Source organism: Mycobacterium sp. 1081908.1 (genome assembly GCF_001673535.1).
Classification (GTDB): domain Bacteria; phylum Actinomycetota; class Actinomycetes; order Mycobacteriales; family Mycobacteriaceae; genus Mycobacterium.
Genome location: NZ_LZLY01000014.1, coordinates 122,070 through 146,308, shown reverse-complemented (window position 1 = coordinate 146,308; position 24,239 = coordinate 122,070). Strand labels below are relative to the sequence as shown.

23 protein-coding genes are annotated in these 24,239 nt (G+C 67.4%); 12 read left to right on the top strand and 11 right to left on the bottom strand.

The window, feature by feature from the left end:
• Window positions 1-24: 24 nt before the first annotated feature.
• The 3 genes from A5655_RS02385 to A5655_RS02375 are packed head-to-tail and all read left to right on the top strand — an operon-like array spanning window position 25 to window position 2,265.
• Window positions 25-843: an SMP-30/gluconolactonase/LRE family protein gene (locus tag A5655_RS02385; protein ID WP_067005140.1), complete on the top strand. Its 819-nt coding sequence runs from the start codon at window positions 25-27 to the stop codon at window positions 841-843.
• A 17-nt stretch (window positions 844-860) separates the two neighbouring features.
• The gene (locus A5655_RS02380) at window positions 861-1,694 is read left to right on the top strand and encodes a thioesterase family protein (RefSeq protein WP_067005138.1); all 834 of its coding nucleotides are present in this window, start codon (window positions 861-863) and stop codon (window positions 1,692-1,694) included.
• A gap of 31 nt (window positions 1,695-1,725) precedes the next feature.
• The gene (locus A5655_RS02375; protein WP_067005136.1) at window positions 1,726-2,265 is read left to right on the top strand and encodes a TetR/AcrR family transcriptional regulator; all 540 of its coding nucleotides are present in this window, start codon (window positions 1,726-1,728) and stop codon (window positions 2,263-2,265) included.
• On the opposite strand, the gene A5655_RS02370 is transcribed toward A5655_RS02375, so the two are convergent.
• The 4 genes from A5655_RS02370 to A5655_RS02355 are packed head-to-tail and all read right to left on the bottom strand — an operon-like array spanning window position 2,266 to window position 5,861.
• Window positions 2,266-2,616, bottom strand: a complete 351-nt coding sequence (locus A5655_RS02370; RefSeq protein ID WP_067005134.1) for a hypothetical protein — start codon at window positions 2,614-2,616, stop codon at window positions 2,266-2,268.
• A 27-nt stretch (window positions 2,617-2,643) separates the two neighbouring features.
• Complete coding sequence (locus A5655_RS02365; protein ID WP_067005132.1) at window positions 2,644-3,984, bottom strand: FAD-binding oxidoreductase; 1,341 nt, start codon at window positions 3,982-3,984, stop codon at window positions 2,644-2,646.
• A 17-nt stretch (window positions 3,985-4,001) separates the two neighbouring features.
• Window positions 4,002-4,742: a glucose 1-dehydrogenase gene (locus tag A5655_RS02360; RefSeq protein ID WP_067005130.1), complete on the bottom strand. Its 741-nt coding sequence runs from the start codon at window positions 4,740-4,742 to the stop codon at window positions 4,002-4,004.
• An 18-nt stretch (window positions 4,743-4,760) separates the two neighbouring features.
• A complete protein-coding gene (locus tag A5655_RS02355) occupies window positions 4,761-5,861 on the bottom strand; it encodes a diacylglycerol kinase (RefSeq protein ID WP_067005128.1) in 1,101 nt (366 codons plus the stop codon).
• Between the two features lie 94 nt (window positions 5,862-5,955).
• Here A5655_RS02355 and A5655_RS02350 point away from each other — a divergent pair, with 94 nt between their 5' ends.
• Together A5655_RS02350 and A5655_RS02345 are read left to right on the top strand one after the other, a co-directional pair.
• Window positions 5,956-6,852, top strand: coding sequence for an alpha/beta hydrolase (locus A5655_RS02350; RefSeq protein WP_067005309.1), 897 nt, complete (start codon window positions 5,956-5,958; stop codon window positions 6,850-6,852).
• Window positions 6,853-6,974: 122 nt separating this feature from the next.
• Window positions 6,975-8,420: a PE-PPE domain-containing protein gene (locus A5655_RS02345; protein WP_067005126.1), complete on the top strand. Its 1,446-nt coding sequence runs from the start codon at window positions 6,975-6,977 to the stop codon at window positions 8,418-8,420.
• Window positions 8,421-8,423: 3 nt separating this feature from the next.
• Here the strand turns inward: A5655_RS02345 and A5655_RS02340 are convergent, their stop codons facing one another.
• A complete protein-coding gene (locus A5655_RS02340) occupies window positions 8,424-9,047 on the bottom strand; it encodes a TetR/AcrR family transcriptional regulator (protein ID WP_067005124.1) in 624 nt (207 codons plus the stop codon).
• Between the two features lie 162 nt (window positions 9,048-9,209).
• On the opposite strand from A5655_RS02340, the gene A5655_RS27665 reads away from it, so the two are divergent.
• The gene (locus A5655_RS27665; RefSeq protein WP_108637325.1) at window positions 9,210-9,335 is read left to right on the top strand and encodes a hypothetical protein; all 126 of its coding nucleotides are present in this window, start codon (window positions 9,210-9,212) and stop codon (window positions 9,333-9,335) included.
• Here the strand turns inward: A5655_RS27665 and A5655_RS02335 are convergent.
• From A5655_RS02335 to A5655_RS02320, 4 genes are read right to left on the bottom strand one after another with little or no spacing between them, the layout of a single operon-like run.
• Complete coding sequence (locus A5655_RS02335) at window positions 9,332-10,756, bottom strand: NAD(P)(+) transhydrogenase (Re/Si-specific) subunit beta (RefSeq protein WP_067005122.1); 1,425 nt, start codon at window positions 10,754-10,756, stop codon at window positions 9,332-9,334. The genes A5655_RS27665 and A5655_RS02335 overlap by 4 nt on opposite strands.
• Window positions 10,753-11,079: an NAD(P) transhydrogenase subunit alpha gene (locus tag A5655_RS02330; RefSeq protein WP_067005120.1), complete on the bottom strand. Its 327-nt coding sequence runs from the start codon at window positions 11,077-11,079 to the stop codon at window positions 10,753-10,755. Before A5655_RS02330 ends, A5655_RS02335 begins: the two co-directional genes overlap by 4 nt.
• Entirely contained in the window at window positions 11,080-12,168 is a 1,089-nt protein-coding gene (locus A5655_RS02325) for a Re/Si-specific NAD(P)(+) transhydrogenase subunit alpha (RefSeq protein ID WP_067005117.1), read from the bottom strand.
• A 57-nt stretch (window positions 12,169-12,225) separates the two neighbouring features.
• Window positions 12,226-12,702 carry a DUF1348 family protein gene (locus A5655_RS02320; protein WP_369807142.1) on the bottom strand — a complete coding sequence of 159 codons (477 nt, stop codon included), beginning with the start codon at window positions 12,700-12,702 and terminating at the stop codon, window positions 12,226-12,228.
• A gap of 162 nt (window positions 12,703-12,864) precedes the next feature.
• Between A5655_RS02320 and A5655_RS02315 the strand changes: the two genes are divergently transcribed.
• The 6 genes from A5655_RS02315 to A5655_RS02290 all read left to right on the top strand — a co-directional run bounded on the left by A5655_RS02315 (window position 12,865) and on the right by A5655_RS02290 (window position 22,356).
• The gene (locus A5655_RS02315) at window positions 12,865-14,085 is read left to right on the top strand and encodes an acyl-CoA dehydrogenase family protein (protein WP_067005305.1); all 1,221 of its coding nucleotides are present in this window, start codon (window positions 12,865-12,867) and stop codon (window positions 14,083-14,085) included.
• Entirely contained in the window at window positions 14,078-14,911 is an 834-nt protein-coding gene (locus tag A5655_RS02310) for a tyrosine-protein phosphatase (RefSeq protein WP_067005115.1), read from the top strand. Before A5655_RS02315 ends, A5655_RS02310 begins: the two co-directional genes overlap by 8 nt.
• Window positions 14,912-15,021: 110 nt before the next feature.
• On the top strand, window positions 15,022-16,683 hold the full coding sequence (locus A5655_RS02305) for a PE-PPE domain-containing protein (protein ID WP_067005303.1): 1,662 nt from the start codon (window positions 15,022-15,024) through the stop codon (window positions 16,681-16,683).
• A gap of 157 nt (window positions 16,684-16,840) precedes the next feature.
• Window positions 16,841-18,562, top strand: coding sequence for a PE-PPE domain-containing protein (locus tag A5655_RS02300; RefSeq protein ID WP_067005113.1), 1,722 nt, complete (start codon window positions 16,841-16,843; stop codon window positions 18,560-18,562).
• 107 nt (window positions 18,563-18,669) lie between these two features.
• Entirely contained in the window at window positions 18,670-20,397 is a 1,728-nt protein-coding gene (locus A5655_RS02295) for a PE-PPE domain-containing protein (RefSeq protein ID WP_067005111.1), read from the top strand.
• 156 nt (window positions 20,398-20,553) lie between these two features.
• Window positions 20,554-22,356, top strand: coding sequence for a PE-PPE domain-containing protein (locus A5655_RS02290; RefSeq protein ID WP_067005109.1), 1,803 nt, complete (start codon window positions 20,554-20,556; stop codon window positions 22,354-22,356).
• Here the strand turns inward: A5655_RS02290 and A5655_RS02285 are convergent.
• Both A5655_RS02285 and A5655_RS02280 read right to left on the bottom strand, forming a co-directional pair.
• Entirely contained in the window at window positions 22,353-23,321 is a 969-nt protein-coding gene (locus A5655_RS02285; protein ID WP_067005107.1) for an NADPH:quinone oxidoreductase family protein, read from the bottom strand. The genes A5655_RS02290 and A5655_RS02285 overlap by 4 nt on opposite strands.
• Before the next feature lie 4 nt (window positions 23,322-23,325).
• Window positions 23,326-24,186 (bottom strand): SDR family oxidoreductase, encoded by an 861-nt coding sequence (locus A5655_RS02280; RefSeq protein WP_067005105.1) that lies wholly within the window; start codon window positions 24,184-24,186, stop codon window positions 23,326-23,328.
• Window positions 24,187-24,239 lie beyond the last annotated feature (53 nt).

Here is a 24,239-nt window from a genome sequence, read left to right as displayed (position 1 = left end):
CGTGTTTTGTAAAGGCCTGAGCCGATGATCCCCGAGCCCCTGGCCAAGGGGTTCTGCTTCGGCGAGGGCCCGCGCTGGTTCGAGGGCCTGCTGTGGTTCTCCGACATGCTGGGCGAAGCCGTGCACACCGTGGACTTGCGGGGCTCGCTGACCACGCTCCCGCTGCCCGGGCGCTCCCCGTCGGGCCTCGGGTTTCGTCCCGACGGGTCCCTGCTGATCGCCTCGACCGAAGACCGGCAGGTGCTGCGCTACGACGGCGAAACCGTCGAGGTCGTCGCCGACCTGGCCGCCCTGACGCCGGTCAACCTGGGCGACATGGTCGTCGACGACGCCGGTCGCGCCTACGTCGGATGCCAGGCGTTCTCCGGCGGCGCGATCATCCGCCTCGACGCCGACGGCACCGCCACCATCGCCGCCGAGGACCTCGACTTCCCCAACGGCATGGTGATCACGCCGGACCGTAAGACGTTGATCGTCGCCGAATCGACGGGCCGCCGGCTGACCGCGTTCACCATCCGCGATGACGGCGCGCTGAGCGACCGCCGGGTTTTCGCCGACGGCCTCGACGGGCCGCCCGACGGCATCGCGCTCGACGCCGAGGGCGCCGTGTGGGCGTCGATGACGCTGGCGCACCAGTTCGAGCGGATCACCGAGGGCGGCGTCGTGACCGACCGCATCGACATGGGCGAGCGGGTGGCGATCGCGTGCGCGTTCGGCGGCCCCGCGCGCCGCACGCTGTTTCTGCTGTCGAGCACCGACGCTTATCCCCAGCGACTGATCGGCACCCGGCTCTCGCAGCTGGACGCGGTGACGGTTGACACCCCCGGCGCGGGCCTACCCTGACACCCGGAAGGCAGAGGATGACCGACTCCTATTACGAGCTGATCGACGACGCCGACCCGCGGGGCGAGAAGTTCGCGGCGACCGACCTGGCGCGGGGCACCTGGTCGGCCGCCATCCAGCACGGCGGGCCGGTGTCGGCGCTGTTGGTCAGGGCGCTGGAACGGTGCGCGCAGCGCGACGACACCCGGCTCGGCCGGGTCGTCATCGACCTGCTGGGCGGGGTGCCGGCCGAGGGCGACCTGTGGGTCGGCTCGCGAGTGCAGCGGGGCGGGAAACAGATCGAACTCGTCACCGCCGAGATGCTGGCACCGGGGCCCGACGGGGAACCCCGGCCGGTGGCGCGCGCCAGCGGGTGGCGGCTGCAGCGGCTGGACACGCAGGCGGTGGCCCACGCCGCGACTCCCCTGCCCCGGCCGCGGGCCGAGGCCCGCGACCGCAACCTCAGGGCGAGGGACTGGGATCGCAACTACGTGCACAGCCTGGACTGGCTGTGGCTGACCGAGCCGCTGAGCGCGGGCCCGGGCGAATCCTGGATCAAGCCGACCGTCGACCTCGTCAAGGGCGAGGCCATGACCCCGCTGGAGCGGCTGTTCGCGGTGGCCGACTGCGCCAACGGCATCGGCAGCAAGCTGGACATCACCAAGTGGACGTTCCTCAACACCGACCTCGCGGTGCACGTGTTCCGGGTGCCCGACGGCGAGTGGATCGGCATTCGCGCGGAGACCAGCTACGGGCCGGACGGCATCGGCACGACGATCGGCACACTGTTTGACGAGCAGGGCGCGGTCGGCGCCATTCAACAATGCGTGCTGGTGCGAGGTCGCCCTGGCCGGGAAGCGAAAAAGACGTGACACGCTCGCGATACTTCGTAAAGTTTCAGTTATGAGCCAGCCGGCCGCAGCGGCGGAGATCGACACGTCGACACGTCAGCGCATCCTCGACGCGACCGCCGAGGTGCTCGGCCGCAACGGCAAGACCAAGCTCAGCCTGTCCGAGGTGGCCGCCCAGGCGGGAGTCTCGCGCCCCACGCTGTACCGCTGGTTCGCCTCGAAAGAGGAGTTGCTGTCGGCCTTTTCGCACTACGAGCGGCAGTCCTTCGAGAGCGGTCTGGTCAAGGCCACCGCCGGGCTGAAGGGAGCCGACAAGCTCGACGCCGTGCTGCGATTCATCGTCGACTACCAGCACTCGTACTCCGGGGTGCGCATGGTCGACGTCGAACCCGAGCACACCATCGCCCAGTTCGGCGGCGTCATCCCGCAGATGCGCGACGGCCTGCAACGCCACCTCTCCGGGCCCAACGCCGCGGTGCGGGCCGCGACGGTCATCAGGATCGCGATCTCGCACTACATCGTCCGAAGCGACGATGCCGACCAATTCCTGGAGCAACTGCGCCACGCGGTCGGGATCAAGGGCGGCTCCTGATCAGTCGAGCCGCACCACGACCTTGACGCCGCCCTTCTCGTCGCGGCTGGCGAGCGCGTGTCCGGTGCGGTCGGCGCCGTCGAAGTTGAGCAGTGTGATCGGCCCGCCCTCGCCGAGGAAGTTTCGCCACCATGTCTTGCTATCGGGCGACATGACGTTGATGACGATGCCGTCGCCGGAGCGGCGGTACCCGACCGGGGTCTGGATCGTCTTACCCGAACGCCTGCCGACATAGCGAATTTTGATCAACCCGCGCCGTACCAATGGCCCGACGATGGGTGTGTCGATCAGGCCGTCAAAGACATTGTTGATGATTCCGGCGATGGGCGTGTCGAAGATTCGGGATGCCATGAATGCCAGCGTATGGCGCGATGAGGATCAGTCGAACAGCACGGCCGCGTTGAGGTACCCGGTCGGGTCGAGGGCGGCCTTGACCGCGCGCATCGCGGCGATGTCGGCGGGCTCCCGCGACATGCCCAGGTACGGGCGCTTGCGGCTGCCGACGCCGTGCTCGGAACTGACGTTGCCCCCGCACCGCGCGATGAGGTCCATCATCGGCGCATAGAGCGCCCGCTCACGCTCGGGCGGGCAACGCAGCACGTTGAGGTGCAGGTTGCCCTCGCCGATGTGGCCGAACAGCACGGGCAGGGCGTCGGGAGCATGCGCGCCTACCAAATCGACCGCCTGCCTTGCGAATTCGCCGATGGCCGACAGCGGCAAGGACACGTCGAATTTCAGCGGGGGCCCGTAAATGCCGAGCACGTCGGCGAGCGATTCACGGACACGCCACAACCGTTGCTGCGCAGCGGCATCCACGCCGACCGCGGGCTCGCCGGCCAGCCGCGCGCCCTCCAACAAGTCGGCGAGCCGATCCGTCTGGTCGTGGTCGGCGGCCAGCTCCACCAGCAGCAGCCAGTCGCCTTGCACGGGCGCGCCGACACCGAGGTGTTCGGAGGTCAGTGCCGCGGCCCGGCCGTCGATCAGCTCCAGCGCCGCGATCCCGTCCACGTCGCGAAACGTGCGGCCGGCCTCGACCAGCGCCTCCAGTTCGGCGAACCCGCAGACCGCCGTCACCCGATGCGACGGTGTGGGGTGCAACCGCAGCTCCAGCGCAGTGATCACGCCGAGGGTGCCCTCGGCGCCGACGAACAGCGCCGGCAGGTCGTAGCCGGTGTTGTCGCGGCGCACCTCGCTGTGGCGGCGCAGCAGCGCACCGTCGGGCAGCGCCACCTGCAGGCCGACGACCTGCTCGCCCATGTTGCCATAGCGCACGGTGCGCAAGCCGCCGGCGTTCGTCGAGGCCATGCCGCCGACGGTGGCGGTGTCGCGGGCCGCCAGGTCCACCCCGAACACCAAACCCGCTGCGGCAGCGGCATTTTGGACGACGGCCAGGGCGGCCCCTGCGCCGACCGAGACGCGGCGCTCGACGGTGTCCACGTCGCCGAGCGCGCAAAGCCGTTCGGTCGACAGCAGCACGTCGTCGTGCTCGGGCACGGTCCCGGCCACCAGCGAGGTCCGGCCGCCCTGCACCGTCACGTGCGCCCCCGCGTCGCGGCACACCCGCAGCGCGCCGGCGACCTCCTCGGCCGTACCCGGCCGCACCAGCGCGCTGGCCCGCCCCCGATAGCGCCCGGTGTGATCGACGCTGCGGCCGGCCAGCACGTCGGGGTCGGTGACGACATGCTTGGATCCGACGACGTCAGCAAGCCCGCGCAGCATGCTCGCGGTTATAGCACCTAGAACTCTTTGTGGTTCACGTCGGTCACCAGGCCACCGTCCATGACGAACTCGCTGCCCGTGGAGTAAGACGACTCGTCGCTGGCCAGGAATAGCACGAACGTCGCAACCTCGCGCACTTCGCCCGGACGGCCCAGCGGGATGGTGACCATGTCTTCGGGCAGGTGCGCGGTCATCGGGGTGCGGATGAAACCGGGGTGGATCGAATTCACCCGGATGTTCAACGGCGCCAACTCCAGCGCCGCCGACTTGGCCAGCCCGCGCACTGCCCACTTGGACGCGACGTACGGGTGCACCATCGGCGCGCCGCGCAGGCCCTCGATCGACGAGACGTTGATGATGGAGCCGCCCCCGGCCGCGGTCATCGGCTCGACGGCCGCCCGCATGCCCAGGAAGGTGCCGGTGAGGTTGACGTCGATCACCTTCTGCCACTTGTCCAGCTTGAAGTCCTTCAACGGCCCCAGCGCAACGGTTCCCGCGTTGTTGACCAGCACGTTCAGCTTGCCGAATTCACCGACGGCGGTCGCGACCGCGGCGTCCCACTGGTCGGGCTGGGTGACGTCGAGGTGGACGTAGCGCGCGGAGTCACCGATCTCGTCGGCCAGCGCCTTGCCCTGGTCGTCCAGGATGTCGCCGATAACGACCTTGGCGCCTTCCTCGACCAGCAGGCGCGCATGTTCGGCGCCCATGCCGCCCGCGGCGCCACTGATCAGCGCTACCTTGCCGTCAACCCGTCCCATTAAACAGTCCTTTCGAATTTACTGAACTACCAAGTCTTTTGGCGCATAGAGACCATTACCCGTCACCAGCGGCAGATCCAGCGTCGTTCTGATCCCGGGCGGCGCGGCGACCACCGCCGGGATTGCGTTGACGATGCGGCCGGCGGCTCCCGCGATCGCGGCGTGGTTGTGGTCGCCCTTGCGGCTGCTCGGAACGATGTCCACCGCGTAGGAAGGCTCGCCGGTGATCTCGACACGATACGAGCCGTCGCCCGAAGCGGGCTGCGGCAGGTCGGGCCGCAGGTCCGGACGCAGCCGGGTGACGTGCTCGATGACGATGGCGGGGTGGCCCTTGACCATGCCGCGGATCTCGAACTGCAGCACGGCCAGCGTGCCCTTGGCCACGTGCCCGACAGCGATGTCGAAGTCCTCGGGCGCCGGCTCCCGCTGGTAGGACTCGGTGATCTCGTCGACCTCGATGCCGAGGCCGGCGGCCAGCTGACGGATCGCCGTCCCCCACGCGATGCTGAGGATGCCCGGTTGCAACAGCATCGGAATCTCGTCCAGGGGCTTGGCGAACCCCATGTAGTCCATCACCTCGACGCCGTTGTAGCTCGCATAGTCGTGAATCTCCATGCAGCGCACCTGCTCGATTCGCTGGCAGGTCCCGGCGAGCGCGAACGGTATCAGATCGTTGGCGAATCCCGGATCCACGCCGCTGATGAAGATGCTCGAATTCCCTTGCTGTGCAGCGTCTTCCACGCGAGCGATGTATTTGTCGGGCATGACGCCCCACGGGTACTGCAGCAACCCGGGTGACGATCCGACGACGTTGATCCCGGCGGCCAGGATGCGCATGACGTCGGCCATCGCGTCGGGCAGCCGGGTATCGCCCATGGCACAGTAGACGACGCACTCGGGCTTGGCCGCCAGGATGGCGTCGAGGTCTGAAACGGCGGCCACACCCGTCACGGTGCCGGCATCCAGGCCGACGCCGCACAGCTGCCCGGCGTCCTTGCCCACCTTCTCCGGCGTGGACACACACACGCCCGTCAGCTCGAACTGAGGATTGGTGATCAGTTCGGCCAGGGCCAGCCCTCCGACATTTCCGGTGCCGACGTGCGCGACGCGGATGGCCATGAGAGTCTCCGTCCCTCGAACGCTCGAAACGTTTCTAGACAGTAGTCCACAACTTCTGCGACGCCTACCGGGCCGGGGCAGAATGGAAACGCTGATGACGCAACGTCAGGACGTCCAATTCCGATCCGGTGACGACCGGATCAGCGCATGGCTCTACCGGCCGGAGCGCGGTGGCGCCGCGCCGCTGCTGGTGATGGCGCACGGCCTGGGCGCGGTGCGCACCATGCGACTGGACGCCTATGCCGAACGCTTCAGCGCCGCCGGCTACGCCTGCCTGGTATTCGACTACCGCAACTTCGGCGACAGCGAAGGCCGGCCGCGACAACTGCTCGACATCGGCATGCAGCTCGCGGACTGGGCGGCCGCGGTCGCCCACGCCAGGACCCTCGAAGGCATCGATCACGATCGAATCGGCGTGTGGGGCACCTCGTTTGGCGGCGGACACGTGATCGCGACGGCGGCCCGGGTGCCGGGCATCAGGGCCGCCGTGGCCCAATGCCCGTTTACCGACGGCGTCGCTTCCGTTCGCACGCTGAGCCCCGCGATCTTCGGGCACGTCGGCGCCCTGGCCGTGCGCGACGTCGTCGCGGCCCGGCTCGGCAGGCCGCCGGTGATGATTCCCGCGGCGGGCAAGCCGGGTGAGGTCGCCTTGATGAACGCGCCCGACGTGTATCCCGGCTATCTCAGGCTGGTGGCCGAGGGCCAGACGGTGCCCAACGAGGTCGCCGCCCGGTTCGCGTTCAAGGTCATCGCCTACCGGCCGGGCCGGCTGGCCGCGAAGGTCGCGTGCCCGATCCTGTTCTGCGTCTGCGAGGCCGACTCGGTGGCTCCCCCGGTCCCGACGTTGCGCTACGCCGCGAAGGCGCCGCGCGGCGAGGTCCGAATGTATCCCGAGGGGCATTTCGATATCTATGTCGGCGAGGCCTTCGAGCGCGTCGTCGCGGATCAACTCGCCTTTCTCGACCGGCACCTGAAACGTGTGAACGCTTAGAACTTGCGCGAAACGCCGAACTTACTGGCGGGACAGATTTACCCTCGGTCAATACCTAATACCCACGGTTGCGGATAACTCCCGTTGGGCCGGGATGGCGTCGGTGGGGAAAGGACGGGGAGATGTCGGATCTAATTACTGTCCCTGAGACCTTGGCGTCGGCGGCCGCCGATGTGCAAAGCATCGGATCGACGATCGATGCGGCCGGCACGAACGCCGCGGCACGGACAACCGGTTTGCTGGCGGCGGCCGCGGACGAGGTGTCGGCGGCGATCGCGAACTTATTCGGCGCGTATGGCCGGGAATATCAGGCGCTGCTCGGGCAGGCCGCGAGTTTTCATAGCCAATTCACCCAGGCCCTGGGGGCCGCGGCGGCCGCCTACGCGCAGGCCGAGGCCACCAACGCGGCCGTTCTCTCCGGGACGTCCACGGGTAGTACCCCGCTGTCGGTGGTGCAGTTGGCGTCCGGGGGCGACCCCTTATTCGCGTTGATCATGGGCGGCACAAACAACCCACAACCGGACCCCAAATATGTGACCAGCGTCTTCAACTCGTACATCAAGCCCGCCTTCCCGACGGCCATCCCGCAGGGACTTTTCACGCCCGAGCAGTTCTGGCCGGTAACGCCCCAACTCGGCAACATGACGTTCGGCCAATCCGTGGCCAAGGGCGTCACGTTGCTGAACAACGCACTCGTGGGCCCCACCGGGGTAATCACGCAGGGAAACAGCGCCGTGGTTTTCGGCTATTCACAAAGCGCCACCATCGCCACCAACGAGATCAATGCGCTTTTGGCGGCCGGCTCACCCATCCCCGCCAACCAGTTGTCTTTCGTGCTGATCGGCGATCCCAACAACCCCGTCGGCGGCATCCTCGAGCGTTTCCCCGGCTTCTACATCCCGTTCCTGGACGTGGCGTTCAATGGCGCGACACCGCAATCCCCCTGGCACACCAGCGTTTACACGTACCAATACGACGGCATCGCCGACGCCCCGCAATACCCGCTGAATCTCGTCTCCGACCTCAATGCGTTCATGGGCTATTTCTTCGTCCACGGCCAGTACCCTCTCCTGACGGCAACCCAGGTGGGCACCGCCGTTCCGTTGCCGACGAACGGCGGAAATACCGACTACTACATGTTCATGACCCAGAACCTGCCGCTGCTGGAGCCGATCCGCGCCATCCCCTACGCCGGTCCGCCGATCGCCGACATCTTCCAGCCGGATCTGCGCGTGCTCGTCGACCTGGGTTACGGCGACTACGGGCCGGGCGCCAACTACGCGAACATCCCGACCCCGGCCGGGCTGTTCGACCTACCGAACCCGTTCACGGTCATTCCCGACCTCGCCTTGGGCGCGGTGCAGGGTCCGTACGGCGCCGCGGTCGAGATCGGCGTGGAGGCCGGACTGCTGTCGCCGTCGTACTTCCCGGACACCTACCCGTGGGTTCCATCTATCAACCCGGGCCTGAACATCTCGTTCGGCCAGTCCAGCACGACGCTGCTGTCCCTGTTGAGCGGCGCGACCGGCAACGTGCTGCATCTGATCCCGCCGCCCAATTTCGGCTGACGGCTACGGGCCGAGCGGGGAATGCTGCCTGATCGACTCGTCGCGGATCAGGCCCCGCAACAGCGCCGTGCTGAACTCGGCGGCGATCTCCTTGGCGGTGCGCCGCCCGCTCGGCCGCAGCCACCGGTAGCTGCCCAGCGTCATCCCGATGTACCCCAGCGCCACCACGTGCGAGTCGCATTGGTAGAACTCGCCGCTGGCGATCCCGCGGTCGATGAGCCCGTGCACGTGCTCGTAGACCTGGGCCTCCTTCTCCCGGACCTCGGCGACCTGCTCGGAGGTGAACCACTCGGTGATGTAGGGCTGCTCCTGGAAGTACACGGCGGCCCGCTCGGGATTGGCCGCGATCCCGGTCAGCAGGCGGACGGTGTATTGGTAGAGCGCCTCGCGGGCCGTCCAGGACGGATCGTCGTGCACGGCGGCCAGTGTGCCCTCGGCGGCCTGGCGGTAGATGTCGAAGAGGATCAGCGACTTGCTGGCGTAGTAGTGGTAGACGGTCGCCTTGTTCAGCCCGATCACGTCGGCGACGTCGTCCATCCGGGTGCCGTGGTAGCCGCGCGCGGCGAACAGCTTGGTGGCAACGGCCAGCAACTCCTCGCGGCGGGTCAGCCCGTTCTCGGATGGCATTCGTACTCTCTATCGTCACGGCCGGCGGGCCACGCTGAGGCCCGGATAAGGCAAAGTATCAATCAACTGGTTGGACAGTTTAAGGCCACCGCCGCCTGTCGCACCGGCGCCTCTGCGACTACGATGGTGTGTCGAACTGGTCGCGAGTCGAGAGGTGGGGACATGGATCCGAGTCCGGACTATGACATGAGCGACGAGATCGAGTTCTTCTTTAAGTACGTCCCGTGGGGCCTGCGCGGCGTCGTCGACGGCAACGGCTACCCGCCGCCGGCCTACCCGCCCGTCTAGAGCGCCTTTAGCTCCTCGGCGACCTCGGTCACCGATTTCTTCGCGTCCCCGAACAGCATCGTCGTCCCGTCGGCGTAGAACAGCGGGTTGTCGATGCCCGCGAACCCCGAGTTCATCGACCGCTTCAGCACAATCACCGACTTGGCCTTGTCCACGTTGAGGATCGGCATGCCGTAGATCGGGCTCGACTGTTCGTTGCGGGCCGCCGGGTTGGTGACGTCGTTGGCGCCGATGACGATCGCGACGTCGGTGCGCGCGAACTCGTCGTTGATGTCGTCCATGTCCTTCATGGCGTCGTAGTCCACCTCGGCCTCGGCCAGGAGCACGTTCATGTGCCCGGGCATGCGGCCGGCGACCGGGTGGATCGCGTACTTCACCGCGACGCCCTTGTCCTCGAGCAGCGAGGCCATGTCCTTGACGGCGTGCTGGGCCTGCGCCACGGCCAGGCCGTAACCCGGCACCACGATCACCTGGTTGGCGTAGGCCATCTGGATGGCCGCGTCGGCGGCCGAGGTGGACTTGACGTGCTTGTCGCCGCCGCCGTCGCCGCTGGGCGCCACCCCGCCGCCGCCGAAGCCGCCCGCGACGATCGCGGGGATGGAGCGGTTCATCGCCTTGGCCATCAGATTGGTCAGGATCGAACCCGAGGCGCCGACGATCATGCCCGCGACGATCATCGCGGTGTTGTTCAGCGCCAGACCGGCCGCGGCGGCGGACAGCCCGGTCATGGCGTTCAGCAGGGAGATGACCACCGGCATGTCGGCGCCGCCGATGGGCAGCACCACCATCAGGCCGAGCACGCCGGCCGCGGCCAGCAGGCCGATCATCCACCACAGCGCCACCCCACCCGTTCCCGGATGCGCGCCCAGGCCGATCACGACCGCGGCGGCCACCGCGCCGGCCAGCAGCAGCAGGTTGATCGGCTGCTGGGCCCTCCCGAAGCCGATCGGCGATCCGGAGATGATCTCCTGCAGCTTGCCGAACGCGATGATCGAGCCCCAGAACGAGATCGACCCGATGATCGCGGCGAACAACGACGCGACCACGATGTGCACGGTCGGCGACTCGCCGTGCTGGAAGGCCGAAAAGCCGTTTGTTTCAATGAATTCCGAGAGCGCGATGAGGGCGACCGTGCCGCCGCCGACCCCGTTGAAGAACGCCACCAGCTGCGGCATGGCGGTCATCTTGGTGTAGCGAGCCGGCGGGACGCCGAGCACGACGCCCACAACCAGCCCGAGGATGATCAGCACCCACTGGTCGGTGTGCCGGATCTTGATGAGCGTCGCCGTCACCGCCAGGGCCATGCCCACCGCGGCGATCAGGTTGCCGCGCACCGCGGTCTTGGGCCCGGTCAGGCCCATCAGCCCATAGATGAACAGCGAGAACGAGATGATGTAGAGGACGGTCACCAGGTAGTTCATTTGGCGGCCTCGTCCACTTTCGCGGGCACGGGCTTCTTCTTGCCCTTGAACATCCCCAGCATCCGGTCGGTGACGATGAAGCCGCCGATGACGTTGAGCGTGCCGAACACCACCGCGACGAACAGGATGATCTGCACCGCGAGCGACGGGTGCTCAACCTCCCCGAACACCACCAGCGCGCCGAGCACCACGATCCCGTGGATCGCGTTGGTGCCCGACATCAGCGGCGTGTGCAGCGTGTTGGGCACCTTCGAGATCACCGCGAACCCGACGAATCCGGACAGCACCAGGATCGCGAGGTTGGCCAAGAGTTCGTCGTACATCTAGGAGTCCTCTCGAGTCACGCACGAATCCGCGATGACCTCGTCGTCGAAGTCCGGCGCCAGCTTGCCGTCCTTGATCAGCAGGTCGAGCAACGCCGTGATGTTCTTGCTGTACAGCTCGCTGGCGTGCTCGGGCATGGTCGCGGGCAGGTTCAGCGGCGACGCGATGGTGACATCGTGCTTGACCACGGTGCGGCCCGGGTCGGTCAGTTCGCAGTTGCCGCCGGTCTCACCGGCGAGGTCGACGATCACGCTGCCGGGTTTCATCGCTTCCACCGCCGCTGCGGTGACCAGGCGCGGCGCTGGGCGGCCGGGCACCAGCGCGGTGGTGATCACCACGTCGAACCCGGCGATCGCCTCCTCCAGCGCCTTCTGCTGCTGGGCGCGCTCCTCGTCGGTGAGCTCACGCGCGTAGCCGCCCTCACCGGCCGCGTCGATCCCGATGTCGAGCCACTGCGCCCCCACCGAGCGGACCTGGTCGGCCACCTCCGGACGCACGTCGTAGCCGGTGGTGCGCGCGCCCAGCCGCTTGGCCGTCGCCAGCGCCTGCAGCCCGGCCACCCCGACGCCGAGCACCAGCACGGTGGCGGGCTTCACGGTTCCCGCCGCGGTGGTAAGCATCGGGAAGAACCGCGTGGATTCCGAGGCCGCGAGCAGGACGGCCTTGTAGCCGGCCACGTTGGCCTGCGACGACAGGGCGTCCATCACCTGGGCCCGCGAGATGCGGGGGATCGCCTCCAGCGCGAACGCCTGCACACCGGCCTGCTTCAGCGCATCGATCGCGTTGTCGGCGTTGCGCGGCGCCAGAAATCCGATCAACGTCTGTCCGCTGTGCAACCGGCCGACCTCGTCGGCCGTCGGGGGCGCGACCTTGACGACGACGTCGGCCGCCCAGGCGTCGCCAATGCTGGCCCCGGCCTCGGTGTACAGGCCGTCGGGCAGCAGCGCGCCTTCGCCCGCACCGGACTCGACCACCACCGCCAAACCGCTACTGACCAGCGACGCGACCGCCTTCGGCACCAACGCGACGCGCCGCTCGTCGGTCCCGGACTCGGCGACCACCCCCACCGTCGTCTGCGCATCTGTCATGGCGCGTACATCTACTTTCCTTATGTCTTTGGCTTGCCGCAGACACCCTAACCGCCGTCACCAGAGCGCAATATCTTGGCCGTGTTCCGATGTGGGCCGAGGCCCGAAGTAGCGGCGCTCCGACTCCTCGATCGGCACGTCGTTGATGCTGGCCTCGCGGCGCGCCATCAGCCCCGACGGGGTGAACTCCCACAGCTCGTTGCCGTAGCTGCGATACCACTGGCCGGTGCGGTCGTGGCACTCGTACTGGAACCGCACGGCGATGCGGTTGTCGTGGAAGTCCCACAGGCTCTTACGCAGCGAGTAGTCGAGTTCGCGCTCCCACTTGCGGGTCAGGAAGGCGACTATTTCCTCCCTGCCCACGATGTGCTCGCCGCGATTGCGCCAGCGCGAGTCGGGCGTGTACGCCAGGCTGACGCGCTCGGGGTCGCGGGTGTTCCACGCGTCCTCGGCGGCCTGGACCTTCTGCAGCGCCGTCTCGAGGGTGAACGGCGGGAACGGGGGGCGGGATTCGACGTCGGTCATGGCGTCCATCGTGCACCGCCGAGCACGCCGACACTGCGCCGAGATTGAAGCCACGCACACTCGCCGGGGCGTGTCGTGTGCGTGGCGTAAGTGTCGCGGCGGGAGCGGCAACGAGACTGTCCGATGACGCGTCATGACGCGTGTCCTATCGTGACGGTCATGGACTTCGCGATGTCGGCCAAAGCCATCGACTACCACAAGCGATTGTCCGACTTCATGATCGAGTACGTCTTCCCGGCCGAGGCCGAATACGACAAATACCGTCACGAGGCCGGCCCCAATGACCACACCGTCCCGCCCGTCATCGAGGAACTGAAAACCAAGGCCAAACAGCAGGGCCTGTGGAACCTGTTCCTGCCGGCCGAGTCGGGCTTGACCAACCTGGAATACGCCCCGCTGGCCGAGCTGACCGGCTGGAGCCTGGAGATCGCGCCCGAGTCACTCAATTGCGCGGCGCCCGACACCGGCAACATGGAGACCCTGCACCTGTTCGCCACCGAGGAGCAGCGCAAGCAGTGGCTGGAGCCCTTGCTGGCCGGCGAGATCCGCAGCGCCTTCTCGATGACCGAGCCCGCGGTCGCCAGCAGCGACGCCCGCAACATCGAAACGTCCATCGAGCGCGACGGCGCCGACTACGTCATCAACGGCCGCAAGTGGTGGACCTCCGGGGCGGCCGACCCGCGCTGCAAGATCCTGATCGTGATGGGCCGCACCAACCCCGACGCGGCCAGCCACCAGCAGCAGTCGATGGTGCTGGTGCCGATCGATACGCCGGGTGTGACCGTCGTCCGCTCGACTACGGTCTTCGGTTACCAGGACCAGCCCGGCCACTGCGAGATCATCTACGACAACGTCCGGGTGCCGGTGACGAACCTGCTCGGCGAGGAGGGGGCCGGCTTCGCGATCGCGCAGGCGCGCCTGGGACCGGGCCGCATCCACCACTGCATGCGGGCGCTGGGCGGCGCCGAACGCGCCCTGGCCCTGATGGCCGACCGCGCGCGCAACCGGGTGGCATTCGGCCGTCCGCTTGCCGAGCAGGGCGTGGTGCGGGAGGCAATTGCCAAGTCCCGCAACGAAATCGACCAGGCCCGGCTGCTGTGCGAGAAGGCGGCGTGGACGATCGACCAGCACGGCAACAAGGCCGCGCATCTGCTGGTGTCGCAGATCAAGGCGGTCGCCCCGCAGGTGGCGTGCAACGTGATCGACCGCGCCATTCAGGTGCACGGCGCCGCCGGCGTCAGCGAGGACACCGTGCTGGCCCGGTCGTACGGCTGGCATCGCGCCATGCGCCTGTTCGACGGACCCGACGAGGTGCACATGCGGACCATCGCGCGCTACGAGATCGGCGGGGAGCAATCCGCGCTCGCCGCGGCGGTTACCCGGCATGACTGAAGCCGTGCGAGAACTTTCCGGCGCGTGGAACTTTCGTGACGTCGCGGACGGCATCGACGCGCTGCGGCCCGGCCGGGTGTTCCGGTCCGGCGAGCTGAGCCGCCTAAACGACGACGGCCGGGCGACGCTGCGCCGGCTGGGCATCACCGACGTCGCCGACCTGCGCGCCGCGCGCGAGGTGGCCCGGCGCGGCCCGGGCCTGGTTCCCGACGCCGTCGAGATCCACCTGCTGCCGGTTCCCGACCTGTCCGACCAACCCGACGACGGGCAGACCGACGCCGCCGCGCCGCACGAGGAGGCCTTCCAGCGGCTGTTGCGGGGCGAATCCGACGGTTCCGAGGAGTCGGTGAACGAGACCGCCGTGCGCTTCATGACCGACGAGTACCGCCAATTCCCGACGCGCAACGGGGCGCAGCGCGCGGTGCACCGCGTCGTCACCCTGCTGGCCGCCGGGCGCCCGGTGCTCACCCACTGCTTCGCGGGCAAGGACCGCACCGGCTTCGTCATCGCGACGGTGCTGGAGGCGGTCGGCGTCGATCGCGACGCCATCGTCGCCGACTTCTTGCGCAGCAACGACGCGGTGCCCGAGCTTCGGACGCACATCTACGAAATGATCCAGCAGCGCGGGGACACCGAACTGACGCCGGAGGTGGTGACCTTCACCGAAGCCCGGCTGTCCGACGGCGTCCTCGGTGTGCGCCCGGAATACCTGGCCGCCGCCCGCCAGACGATCGACGCCGAATTCGGTTCGCTCGGCGGCTATCTGAGCGACGCGGGCATCACCGAGGCCGACCTTGATCGGCTGCGCACCCAACTGCTCGGCTGAGCCGCGCGCCGTCGGCGCAAACGCCGGACAGGACCGGGAGATCGCCCTAGGCTGACGGGGTCCGCCTGCAGCGGTCGAGTCGCGCCTTTTGTCGGGAAGGGATGGGGCCGATGACGTATGTGATTGCCGAGCCGCAGATGATGGCGTCGGTCGCGGCGGAAATCGAGGGAATCGGCTCGGCATTCAGCACCGCCACCGCCGCCGCGGCGGCCCCGACGTCGGGCCTGGCGGCGGCGGCCGGCGACGAGGTGTCGGCGGCCATCGCCGACGTGTTCGGCGCGTTCGGCCAGGAGTATCAGGCCGTCGTCGCGCGGTTGGAGGCGTACCACAGCCAGTTCCAGCAGACGCTGGCGTCCGCCGGAATCGCGTACGCGGAAACGGAGGCCGCCATCGCCGGCACCCTCGGGCTGGGAGCGGCTGCGCCCGCCGCGCCGGTGCCCGCCGCCACGATTCCCCCGTTCCCGGCGAACCTGGTGTCGATATTCATCGGCGGCACCGGAACCCCCATCCCGTCGCCGTCATTCGTCAGCCGGGCCAACAACCTCTACGTCCGCTCGTTGAACACCCTGGAGGCGCTTTTCACGCCCGAGCAGTTGTACCCGCTGACCGGTGTCAAAAGCCTGCCCCTGAATCAGTCGGTGTCCGAGGGCGTGACGATTCTCGACAACACCCTGTACGACACGATCCACAATCAGGGGCAATCGGTAACCGTTTTCGGCATTTCGCAGAGCGCCATCATCTCCTCGCTGGAGATGCAGAACCTCGCCAACGGCACCTCTCTGTTCGGTGCGAACCCTCCCCCCGTCAACATGCTCAACTTCGTGCTGACCGGCAACGAGGTCAACCCCAACGGCGGCATGTTGTCGCGGTTCCCGAATCTCTCCCTGCCCGCCCTGGGTCTCGACTTCTATCCGGCGATGAACGCGAACACGCCCTACCACGTCGCCAACTACACGCTGGAATACGACGGGTTCGCCGACTTCCCGCGCTATCCGATCAATATCGTTTCGGACCTGAACGCGGTCGCGGGAATCGTGTTCGTGCACACCACATATCTGGATCTGTCGACGACGCAGGTGAACAACGCGATTCAATTGCCGACGTCCCCGGGCTACGCCGGAAATACCACCTACTACATGATTCCCACGGCGGACCTGCCGCTGCTGAAGCCGCTGAATGCCATACCGGTCATCGGCAAGCCGTTGGTCGACCTGATCCAGCCCGACATGAAGGTGTTGGTCAACCTGGGCTACGGTCCCGATCCCACCCTCGGGTACTCGACCAGCCCCGCGGACTTGCCGACGCCGTTCGGCTTGTTCCCGGATGCCAACCCCGCCACCGTGTTCAACGCGCTGGCGAACGGAACCCAGCAGGGAATCCACGACTTCTCGGTCGACCTGCAGCAGATCGCGTCGCAGCCCCCCGTCGTGCCGCAGTTCGCCCTGCCGACTTCGCCGCCGGACCCGACGACGACGATGGCCAACTTCCCGTCGCCGCAACGGGTCTTCGACACCGTCAACAAGATCGTGACGACCGATTACGCCGTCGCGCTTCCGACGGCCGACATCGGCTACTCCCTCGCCACCGAGCTGCCCTTCTACGACACCGAGCTTTTCCTGAGTCAGCTCGGGCAGGGCAACCTCATCAACGCGATCGGTTATCCGATCGCCGCCGACGTCGGGTTGGGGACAGTGGCGGGCGGGGTCGAATTCCTGACCATCGTTTCGGCGCTCGCGAGCAACGTCAAGGACATTCAGAGCCTCATTCCCTAACGCGCCCGGTTGTTCTCGAAACGCAAATCCGGCTGCGCGAAATGCCAACACGAAGGCGCCACCGCTCCTAAGCTAGCTGGGTGCCGGTTCCAGCGATGCGCCTGGTCGTCGGGTTGGTCGCGTCGTCGGGATCCTCGTGTCCGGAAGGGAAGAACCGATGACGAGCTTGATCACGCAGCCCCAGATCCTGACGACGGCCGCGGCGGACGCGTCGGCAATTGGTTCGGCGATCGAGGAGGCCAAGGCGGCGGCCGCCGGCCCCACAACGAGTCTGGCCGCGGCCGCCGAGGACGAAGTGTCGGCCATCACCGCGCAGTTCTTCGGCTCGTTCGGCCAGGAATACCAGGCGCTGCTGCAGCAGGCGTCCGCGTTCCACGCGCAGTTCGTCGCGGCGCTGGCCGGCGCCGGAAACGCTTACGCGCAAGCCGAAGCCCAGATCGCCGGCACGTTGGGGTTGACCGGCGCGACGGGCGGCGTGCCATTCACGGCGATGACCCAGGCGGCCGACCCGGCCGTCAAAGCCATCCTGGTCATGACCGGCACCGGCACCGCCAACCCGCCGCCGAGCTACGTCACCAACGTCAGCAGCCGCTACCTGACCGCTTTCACCAGTGCCCTCACGCTCCCCGTGACCACGGCCGAGGGGTTGTATCCGTTCAGCGGCGTCAAAGACCTGACGCTGGACATCTCGCTGGCCCGCGGCGTCACCGCGCTGGACAACATCATCAACCAGCAGATCACGCCCGGCTTGGGCGGCCCGACCAATAGCGTTTCGATACTGGGTTACTCGCAGAGTGCGATCATCTCCTCGCTGGAGATGCCGAAACTCGTCGCCGAGGGCTTTGTGGGTTCACTCAACCCGGCGACGAACCAGGTGTATTTCACGTTGCTCGGTGACCCGGCCAATCCCAACGGCGGCCTGATTGCGCGCTTCCCGGGCCTGAGCTTCCCGAGCCTGGGCGTCACCTTCGGCACCTCCACGCCGAGCAATGACTTCCCGACCACCATTTGGAGCCTCGAATACGACGGGTTCGCCGATTTCCCGCGCTATCCGATCGACATTTTCTCCGACCTCAACGCCCTCGCCGGCATCGTGTTCATCCACGGAACCTATCCGCACCTGACGGCGACCCAGATCGCTTCGGCGGTGGCGCTTGGGCAGTCCGGGGCGCCCTCGATGACGACCTACAACATGATCCCCACCGAGAACCTGCCGCTGCTGACGCCGCTGCGGCTACTCCCGGTCATCGGCAACCCGCTCGCGGACCTGATCCAGCCCGACCTGAAGCTCCTCGTCAACTGGGGCTACGGCGACCCGAACTTCGGCTGGTCGACCAGCCCCGCCGATATCCAGACCCCGTTCGGCTTCCTGCCACCGCTCAGCGCGACGACAGAACTGGGGGCCCTGTTGCCCGGTGCCACCCAGCAGGGAGTCACCGCCTTCGCCAACGACATGTCCAGCCTGGCGAGCTCCCTTCCGGGAGCCGCGTCAACGGGCTTCGCCGCGCTGACGCCGCCACCGTCGGCGTCGCTTCCGACCACGCCGACGGGCATCATCCAGGCCATCGAGTCGGCGAACACCAACATCGTCGGCACCCTGACGGGCGACTTCTCGACCGCCTACGCGACGCTGCTGCCGACCGCGGACATCGCCACCGCGGTCGTCGTCACCCTCCCGTCGTACGACCTCAACCTGTTCCTCGACGGCATCACGCAGGCGATCAACGGCGATCCGGTCGGGGGCCTGATGAACGCGTTCGGCCGTCCGATCGCCGCCGACGTCGGATTGGTCACGCTGGCAGGCGGTTTCGAGCTCATCAACTTCGTGAACGCCGGCGAAACGATCTTTACCGGGGTGCCCAACCCGGGTCCTCAGTGATCGAGATGCGCTCGGCTGAAAGAGGTTTGGCCGGTCTCGTGTAATTCGAGCGGATTGGACGGCGAATAACGCTGTCGCGCAGTGCATTCTCGTGGGGAGGAGCGAAAGTGACGGACCTCATCACCCAGCCCCGTTTGCTGGCGGCCGCCGCGCAGGACACTTCTGCGATTCGTTGGGCGATCGACGAGGCCAAGGCGGCCGCCGCCGGCCCGACGACGAGTCTGGTAGCGGCGGCCGAAGACGAGGTATCGGCGATCACGGCGTCCCTCTTCGGCAGTTACGGCCAGCAGTACCAGGCGCTGCTCCACGAGGCGACCGCCTGGGGCGACGAGTTCGCGGCGGCGTTGGCCGCCGCCGGAAAGGCCTACGCGCAAACGGAAGCCGACGTGTCGGCCACCCTCGCGTCGCTGACCGGCGCCACCGGTGCCACGACGGCCACCACGGTGGTTAACGCGCTACCGGCTGACCCGCCCGTCGCCGTGTCACTGATCCTGGGCGCCAGCGGCGTGCCGATGCCGTCGCCCGCCTACGTGAACGCCGCTTACGGCAAGTACATTTCGCCCTTTTTCACCACCACCAACCTGCAGCCGGTGTTCACGCCGGAGGGGTTATATCCGATCACCGGCATCAAGGATTTGACCCTCAACATATCCGTGGACCGCGGACTGACGGCACTGAACAACGCGATCATGCAGCAGCTCAACGCCGGAAACACACCCATCAACGTGTTCGGCTACTCGCAGGGCGCCATCCTGGCCGCGCTGGAGCTACCTCAACTCGCGGCCGCTCACGTGCCCACTTCGGCCGTGAACTTCGTGCTGGTCGGAAACGAGATGACGCCCAATGGCGGGATGCTCACGAGGTTCCCCGGGCTGAACATCCCCAGCCTGGGCCTGCCGTTCTACGGCGGGATGGCGTCGAACACCGGCTACACCGTCATCAACAACACGCTCGAATACGACGGCTTCGCCGATTTCCCCCAATACCCGATCGATTTCCTGTCCGACCTCAACGCGGTGATGGGCATCGTGTACGTGCACGGCACGTACCTGACGATCCCGCAGTCCCAGGTCGATTCGGCCATTACCCTGTCGACGTCTCCGGGCTACAGCGGCGGCACCACCTACCGGATGATTCCCAACCCGCATCTGCCTCTGTTGGAACCGGTGCGTGCGATTCCCTACTTCGGGAACCCGCTCGCCGAGCTGCTTCAACCAGACCTGAGGTATCTCGTCAACTGGGGCTACGGCGACCCCGCGTACGGCTGGTCGACGGGCCCGGCGGACGTCACCACCCCCTTCGGGCTGTTCCCGCCGCTCAGCGCGACCGCGGCCCTTCCTGGTGACCTGGTCAGCGGTAGCCAGCAAGGGATTATCAACGCCGCCAACGCATTCCGGGCCGAGGGCCCTCCGATGCTGCCGAACCTGTCGCTGCCGGACATCTCGGGCTCGCCCACCCCGATTTCGTTGCCGTCGCCCAGCACGCTGTTGTCCCCGGCCTCGCTCAGCGGGTTCATCCATTCCCTCGAAGCGGCCAACACGAATTTCGCGACCACCCTCGCCGGCGACTCGTCGACGGCCTACGCGACCCTGCTTCCGACGGCGGACATCGCGACCGCCCTCGTGACCACTCTCCCGTCCTACGACCTGAACCTGTTCCTGAACGGGATATCGCAGGCGATCAACGGCGACCCGGTTCAGGGTCTCGTCAACGCCGTGGGGCTGCCGATCGCCGGCGACATCGGGATGGGCACGGTGGCAGGGGGCGTCGAATTCCTGATCTTCGTCAACGCGCTCAGCACGATCCTGAACGGCACCCCGCATCCGGCGCCCTAGGGTTCCAGCAGCTCGACCGAACTCCCGGCGAAGGATAGTGCTGCGGCCCAAATGGTTCCAGCGACGAAACTTCGATTCTGCGAGATGTGCGGCGCGTTCGCTCTATCATGACTTGGCGTTCCCGTCGAACCCACAACCGCGTAAAGGCGATTGCCGATGTCGAGTTTGTTTACCGAACCGCACTCGATAGCGGAGGCCGCAGTCGATATCGCGGACGTTGATTCCGCGATCAGTGCCGCCCGGGCGGCTGCGGCAGGCCCGACATCTGGCCTGTTGGCCGCGGCGGGAGACGAGGTGTCGGCGCTCACCGCGGCATTCTTCGGCGGATACGGCCAAGATTTCCAGGCCCTCCTGTCGCGGGCGGGGGCGTTCCATGAGCAGTTCGCCGCGGCATTGGCCGCCGCCGGGAACGCGTACTCGGGAGCCGAGGCCGCGGCGTCAAACGCACTGGGCACGCTCCAGGGCGACATCGAGGCGCTGCTGGGCGGCAACGCCGCTCCCGTCTCGAGCACGATGACGGGCGCATTGACGACCGCGGTGCCCGCGGTTCCGCCCGGTGATCCCGTCACGACATTGCTCATGGGCCCCAGCGGGATCCCGAATCCCACGCCGCAGCAGATCGCCCTGATCGTGCCCAAATACATCGACCCGTTTTGGCCCAACACCGGCAACAATGTGGGCGTCTTCACGCCCGAGGGCCTGTATCCGATCACCGGCATCAAAGACTTGACCTTCAACGTCTCGGTGGCGCGCGGTGTGACCGCCCTGAACAACGCGATCCAGTCCCTCGCCGTCCCCGGAAACACGATCAACGTTTTCGGTTACTCGCAGAGCACCGTGGTCGCGTCATTGGAAATGCAGGCGCTCAACCCCACCAATACGCCGGGCGGCAGCCTGCTACCCCCGGGCGTAACCCTGAACTTCACCCTCGTCGGCGACCCGAGCAACCCCAACGGTGGCCTGCTCACGCGCTTTCCGGGGCTGAGCATGCCGAGCCTGGGCCTGACGTTCGGCACCGCGACGCCCGACAACTCCTTCCCGACCCGCATTTACACCATCGAGTACGACGGTTTCGCGGACTTCCCCAGGTATCCGATCAACCTCCTGTCGGACCTAAACGCCTTTCTGGGCATCGCGACCGTGCACGGCACCTATCAGGATTTCTCGCTCAGTCAGATACAAACGGCCACCCAGCTGACGAACACGTCCGGGCCCACCCAGACCCAGTACTTCATCCTGCAAACACCCAACCTTCCTCTGCTGGAACCCATTCGAGCGATCCCGATCATCGGCAATCCCATCGCGGACCTGGTCCAACCCGATCTGCGGGTCCTGGTCGACCTGGGCTACGGCAGCACCACCCAGGGCTGGTCACCCGACCCGCCGAACGTACCCACCCCGTTCGGGGTGATCCCGCCGGTCAGCCCGGGAGCCGTCCTGAGCGCCCTGTCCACGGCGACACCGCAGGGCATCGCCGCGTTCACCCAGGACGTCAATGCCGGAATCGCCGGCGTTCCATCGCTTCCGCACGTCGCACTGTCCAACCTGACGTCGACAATCGGCCAGGTCGGTTCCGGTGGCATGACCCTCGGGCCGACGCCGACGCCGCCCTCGCCCGACGCCCTCATCGCAAACCTGCAATGGGCGAACACGAGAATCACCAACACAATCGCGCGCTCAGCGTCGGCGGCTTACGCCACCCTGCTGCCGACGGCAGACATCGCGACCGCCCTCGCGATCACCGCCCCGTCCTACGACCTCAATCTCTTCCTCGACGGCATCACGCAGGTGATCAACGGCGACCCCGTGGACGGGCTGATCTACGCGTTCGGCGCTCCGGTGTCCGCCGACATGGCATTGGGCACGCTCGCAGGCGGTTTCGAAGCGCGCGTCATCTCGGGTGCGGCCAAGGAGATCTACTACGCCTTCTTGGACCAACCGGTGCCGCCGCCGGGCTAAGGCTCGAGCACCAGCTTCCCGAGCACCCCGCCGTCGGCCAGGCACTGCAGCGCCGCCTGACCCTCCGACAGCGGATAACGCTGCGGCGGAGGGGGTTTCAACCCGAGAAAGACCAATTGGCTCAGCCCCCAGGCGAACAGGGCGGCCGAACCGGGGACCCTGTTGAGGTACTCGCCCCACGCGACGCCCACCACGCTGACATTGCGCAGCAGCAAGCGGTTGACCTTCACGGTCGGAATGCTGCCGGCGGCGAAGCCGATCACCAGCAGCTTGCCGTCGATCGCCAGGACCCGGACCGCGTCGTCGAACGCCGGGCCGCCGATCGGGTCGACCACGATGTCGACCCCGCGGCCCTGGGTGAAGTCGCGCACCCGGTCGGCCCAGCCGTCGGCCAGCGGCACGACCAGGTCGGCGCCCAGGGACCCGACGTAGTCGGCCGCAGCCTCGCGGTGCACAACGGCCAGCACCTTTTTCGCGCCCATCGCCCGCGCCACCTGGATGGCGGCCGTGCCGACACCGCCGGCGGCACCCAACACCAGGACCGTGTCGCCCGGCCGCATCGCGGCACGGCGGGACAGCGCGAAGTACATGGTGTTGTAGTTGACCAGCAGCGAAACCGCTTCGGCGTCATCGAGTTCCGCGGGGCTGCGCATCACGTTCGGCACCGGAACGGCCACCTGCTCCGCGTAGGAACCCAGGATCCCGAAGGCCGAGACCCGCTCGCCCACCTGGAAGCCAGAACCTTCCGGCGCGGACCGCACCACACCGGCGGCTTCCATGCCCGGGACGAACGGCGGGGGCAACTTCAGCTGGTACTCGCCCTTGGTCAGCAGCAAGTCCGGAAAGCACACCCCGGCGGCCCGGACGTCGATGACGACGTGGTTGCCGTCGGCGCTGACGTCGTCGATATCGGTGAAGACCATGCCGTCCGGACCGGACAGCTCTTGCACCACACAGGCTTTCATGACCTTAGAGCTTGAATCCGGCCTTTTGCGCTGCGGACAGGTCCGTGATCTCGGTCCAGTGCGCAGCGACGTCCTGCACCGACGGCGGCTGATCGAAGGTGACCCCGTCGTTCTGGAACAGCGCGGCTCGCTGCACCTTGCCGCCACCGACAATGAAAACCGACCCGTTGTCGGCGCATTCCTCGGTGCACAGGTAGGCCATCACCGGCGCAACGAATTCCGGCGTGAGCTTCTCGAACACCTCGGGGGGCAGGATGTCCTGCGTCATCCTGGTGGCCGCGATCGGGGCGAGCGCGTTGGCGTGGATGTTGTACTTGGCCCCCTCCAGCGCCAGCGTGTTGATCAGGCCGACGAGGCCGAGCTTGGCCGCGCCATAGTTGGTCTGGCCGAAGTTGCCGAACAGCCCGCTGGTGGAGGTGGCGACGACGACGCGGCCGTAGCTCTGCTCGCGGAAGTGCGGCCAGGCGGCACGAATGACGTTGTAGCCGCCGTACAGATGCACCTTGAGCACGGCGTCCCAGTTCTCCGCCGTCATCTTGTGGAAGGTGCCGTCGCGCAGGATCCCGGCGTTGCTCACCACGCCGTGCACGGCGCCGAACTCGTCGATCGCGGTCTTGATGATGTTCTCGGCGCCCTCGGGCTCGGCGACGCTGTCGTAGTTCGCCGCCGCCCGGCCGCCCGCGTCCTTGATCTCCTTGACCACCTCGTCGGCCATGTTGTGGCCGGCGCCGGTGCCGTCACGGGCCCCGCCGAGGTCGTTGACGATTACGCTGGCGCCCTCCTTGGCGAGGGTCAGGGCGTATTCACGGCCCAGTCCCCCACCGGCTCCGGTGACGACGATGACGCGATCCTGCACTCCGGGCATAAGGTTCCTCTCTGATGTGAAAAACTGGATCTAGCAAGTGATTTGGCGCGGCG

Bases quoted from the DNA above. Each gene is read 5' to 3' on its own strand.
- A5655_RS02350 (WP_067005309.1), top strand. From the start codon at position 5,956: ATGACGCAACGTCAGGACGTCCAATTCCGATCCGGTGACGACCGGATC.
- A5655_RS02300 (WP_067005113.1), top strand. From the start codon at position 16,841: ATGACGAGCTTGATCACGCAGCCCCAGATCCTGACGACGGCCGCGGCG.
- A5655_RS02330 (WP_067005120.1), bottom strand. From the start codon at position 11,079: ATGTACGACGAACTCTTGGCCAACCTCGCGATCCTGGTGCTGTCCGGA.
- A5655_RS02385 (WP_067005140.1), top strand. From the start codon at position 25: ATGATCCCCGAGCCCCTGGCCAAGGGGTTCTGCTTCGGCGAGGGCCCG.
- A5655_RS02310 (WP_067005115.1), top strand. From the start codon at position 14,078: ATGACTGAAGCCGTGCGAGAACTTTCCGGCGCGTGGAACTTTCGTGAC.
- A5655_RS02380 (WP_067005138.1), top strand. From the start codon at position 861: ATGACCGACTCCTATTACGAGCTGATCGACGACGCCGACCCGCGGGGC.
- A5655_RS02290 (WP_067005109.1), top strand. From the start codon at position 20,554: ATGTCGAGTTTGTTTACCGAACCGCACTCGATAGCGGAGGCCGCAGTC.
- A5655_RS02335 (WP_067005122.1), bottom strand. From the start codon at position 10,756: ATGAACTACCTGGTGACCGTCCTCTACATCATCTCGTTCTCGCTGTTC.
- A5655_RS02315 (WP_067005305.1), top strand. From the start codon at position 12,865: ATGTCGGCCAAAGCCATCGACTACCACAAGCGATTGTCCGACTTCATG.
- A5655_RS02360 (WP_067005130.1), bottom strand. From the start codon at position 4,742: ATGGGACGGGTTGACGGCAAGGTAGCGCTGATCAGTGGCGCCGCGGGC.
- A5655_RS02305 (WP_067005303.1), top strand. From the start codon at position 15,022: ATGACGTATGTGATTGCCGAGCCGCAGATGATGGCGTCGGTCGCGGCG.
- A5655_RS02340 (WP_067005124.1), bottom strand. From the start codon at position 9,047: ATGCCATCCGAGAACGGGCTGACCCGCCGCGAGGAGTTGCTGGCCGTT.
- A5655_RS02285 (WP_067005107.1), bottom strand. From the start codon at position 23,321: ATGAAAGCCTGTGTGGTGCAAGAGCTGTCCGGTCCGGACGGCATGGTC.
- A5655_RS02320 (WP_369807142.1), bottom strand. From the start codon at position 12,702: ATGGACGCCATGACCGACGTCGAATCCCGCCCCCCGTTCCCGCCGTTC.
- A5655_RS02345 (WP_067005126.1), top strand. From the start codon at position 6,975: ATGTCGGATCTAATTACTGTCCCTGAGACCTTGGCGTCGGCGGCCGCC.
- A5655_RS02365 (WP_067005132.1), bottom strand. From the start codon at position 3,984: ATGCTGCGCGGGCTTGCTGACGTCGTCGGATCCAAGCATGTCGTCACC.
- A5655_RS02375 (WP_067005136.1), top strand. From the start codon at position 1,726: ATGAGCCAGCCGGCCGCAGCGGCGGAGATCGACACGTCGACACGTCAG.
- A5655_RS02280 (WP_067005105.1), bottom strand. From the start codon at position 24,186: ATGCCCGGAGTGCAGGATCGCGTCATCGTCGTCACCGGAGCCGGTGGG.
- A5655_RS02370 (WP_067005134.1), bottom strand. From the start codon at position 2,616: ATGGCATCCCGAATCTTCGACACGCCCATCGCCGGAATCATCAACAAT.
- A5655_RS02355 (WP_067005128.1), bottom strand. From the start codon at position 5,861: ATGGCCATCCGCGTCGCGCACGTCGGCACCGGAAATGTCGGAGGGCTG.
- A5655_RS02325 (WP_067005117.1), bottom strand. From the start codon at position 12,168: ATGACAGATGCGCAGACGACGGTGGGGGTGGTCGCCGAGTCCGGGACC.
- A5655_RS27665 (WP_108637325.1), top strand. From the start codon at position 9,210: ATGGATCCGAGTCCGGACTATGACATGAGCGACGAGATCGAGTTCTTC.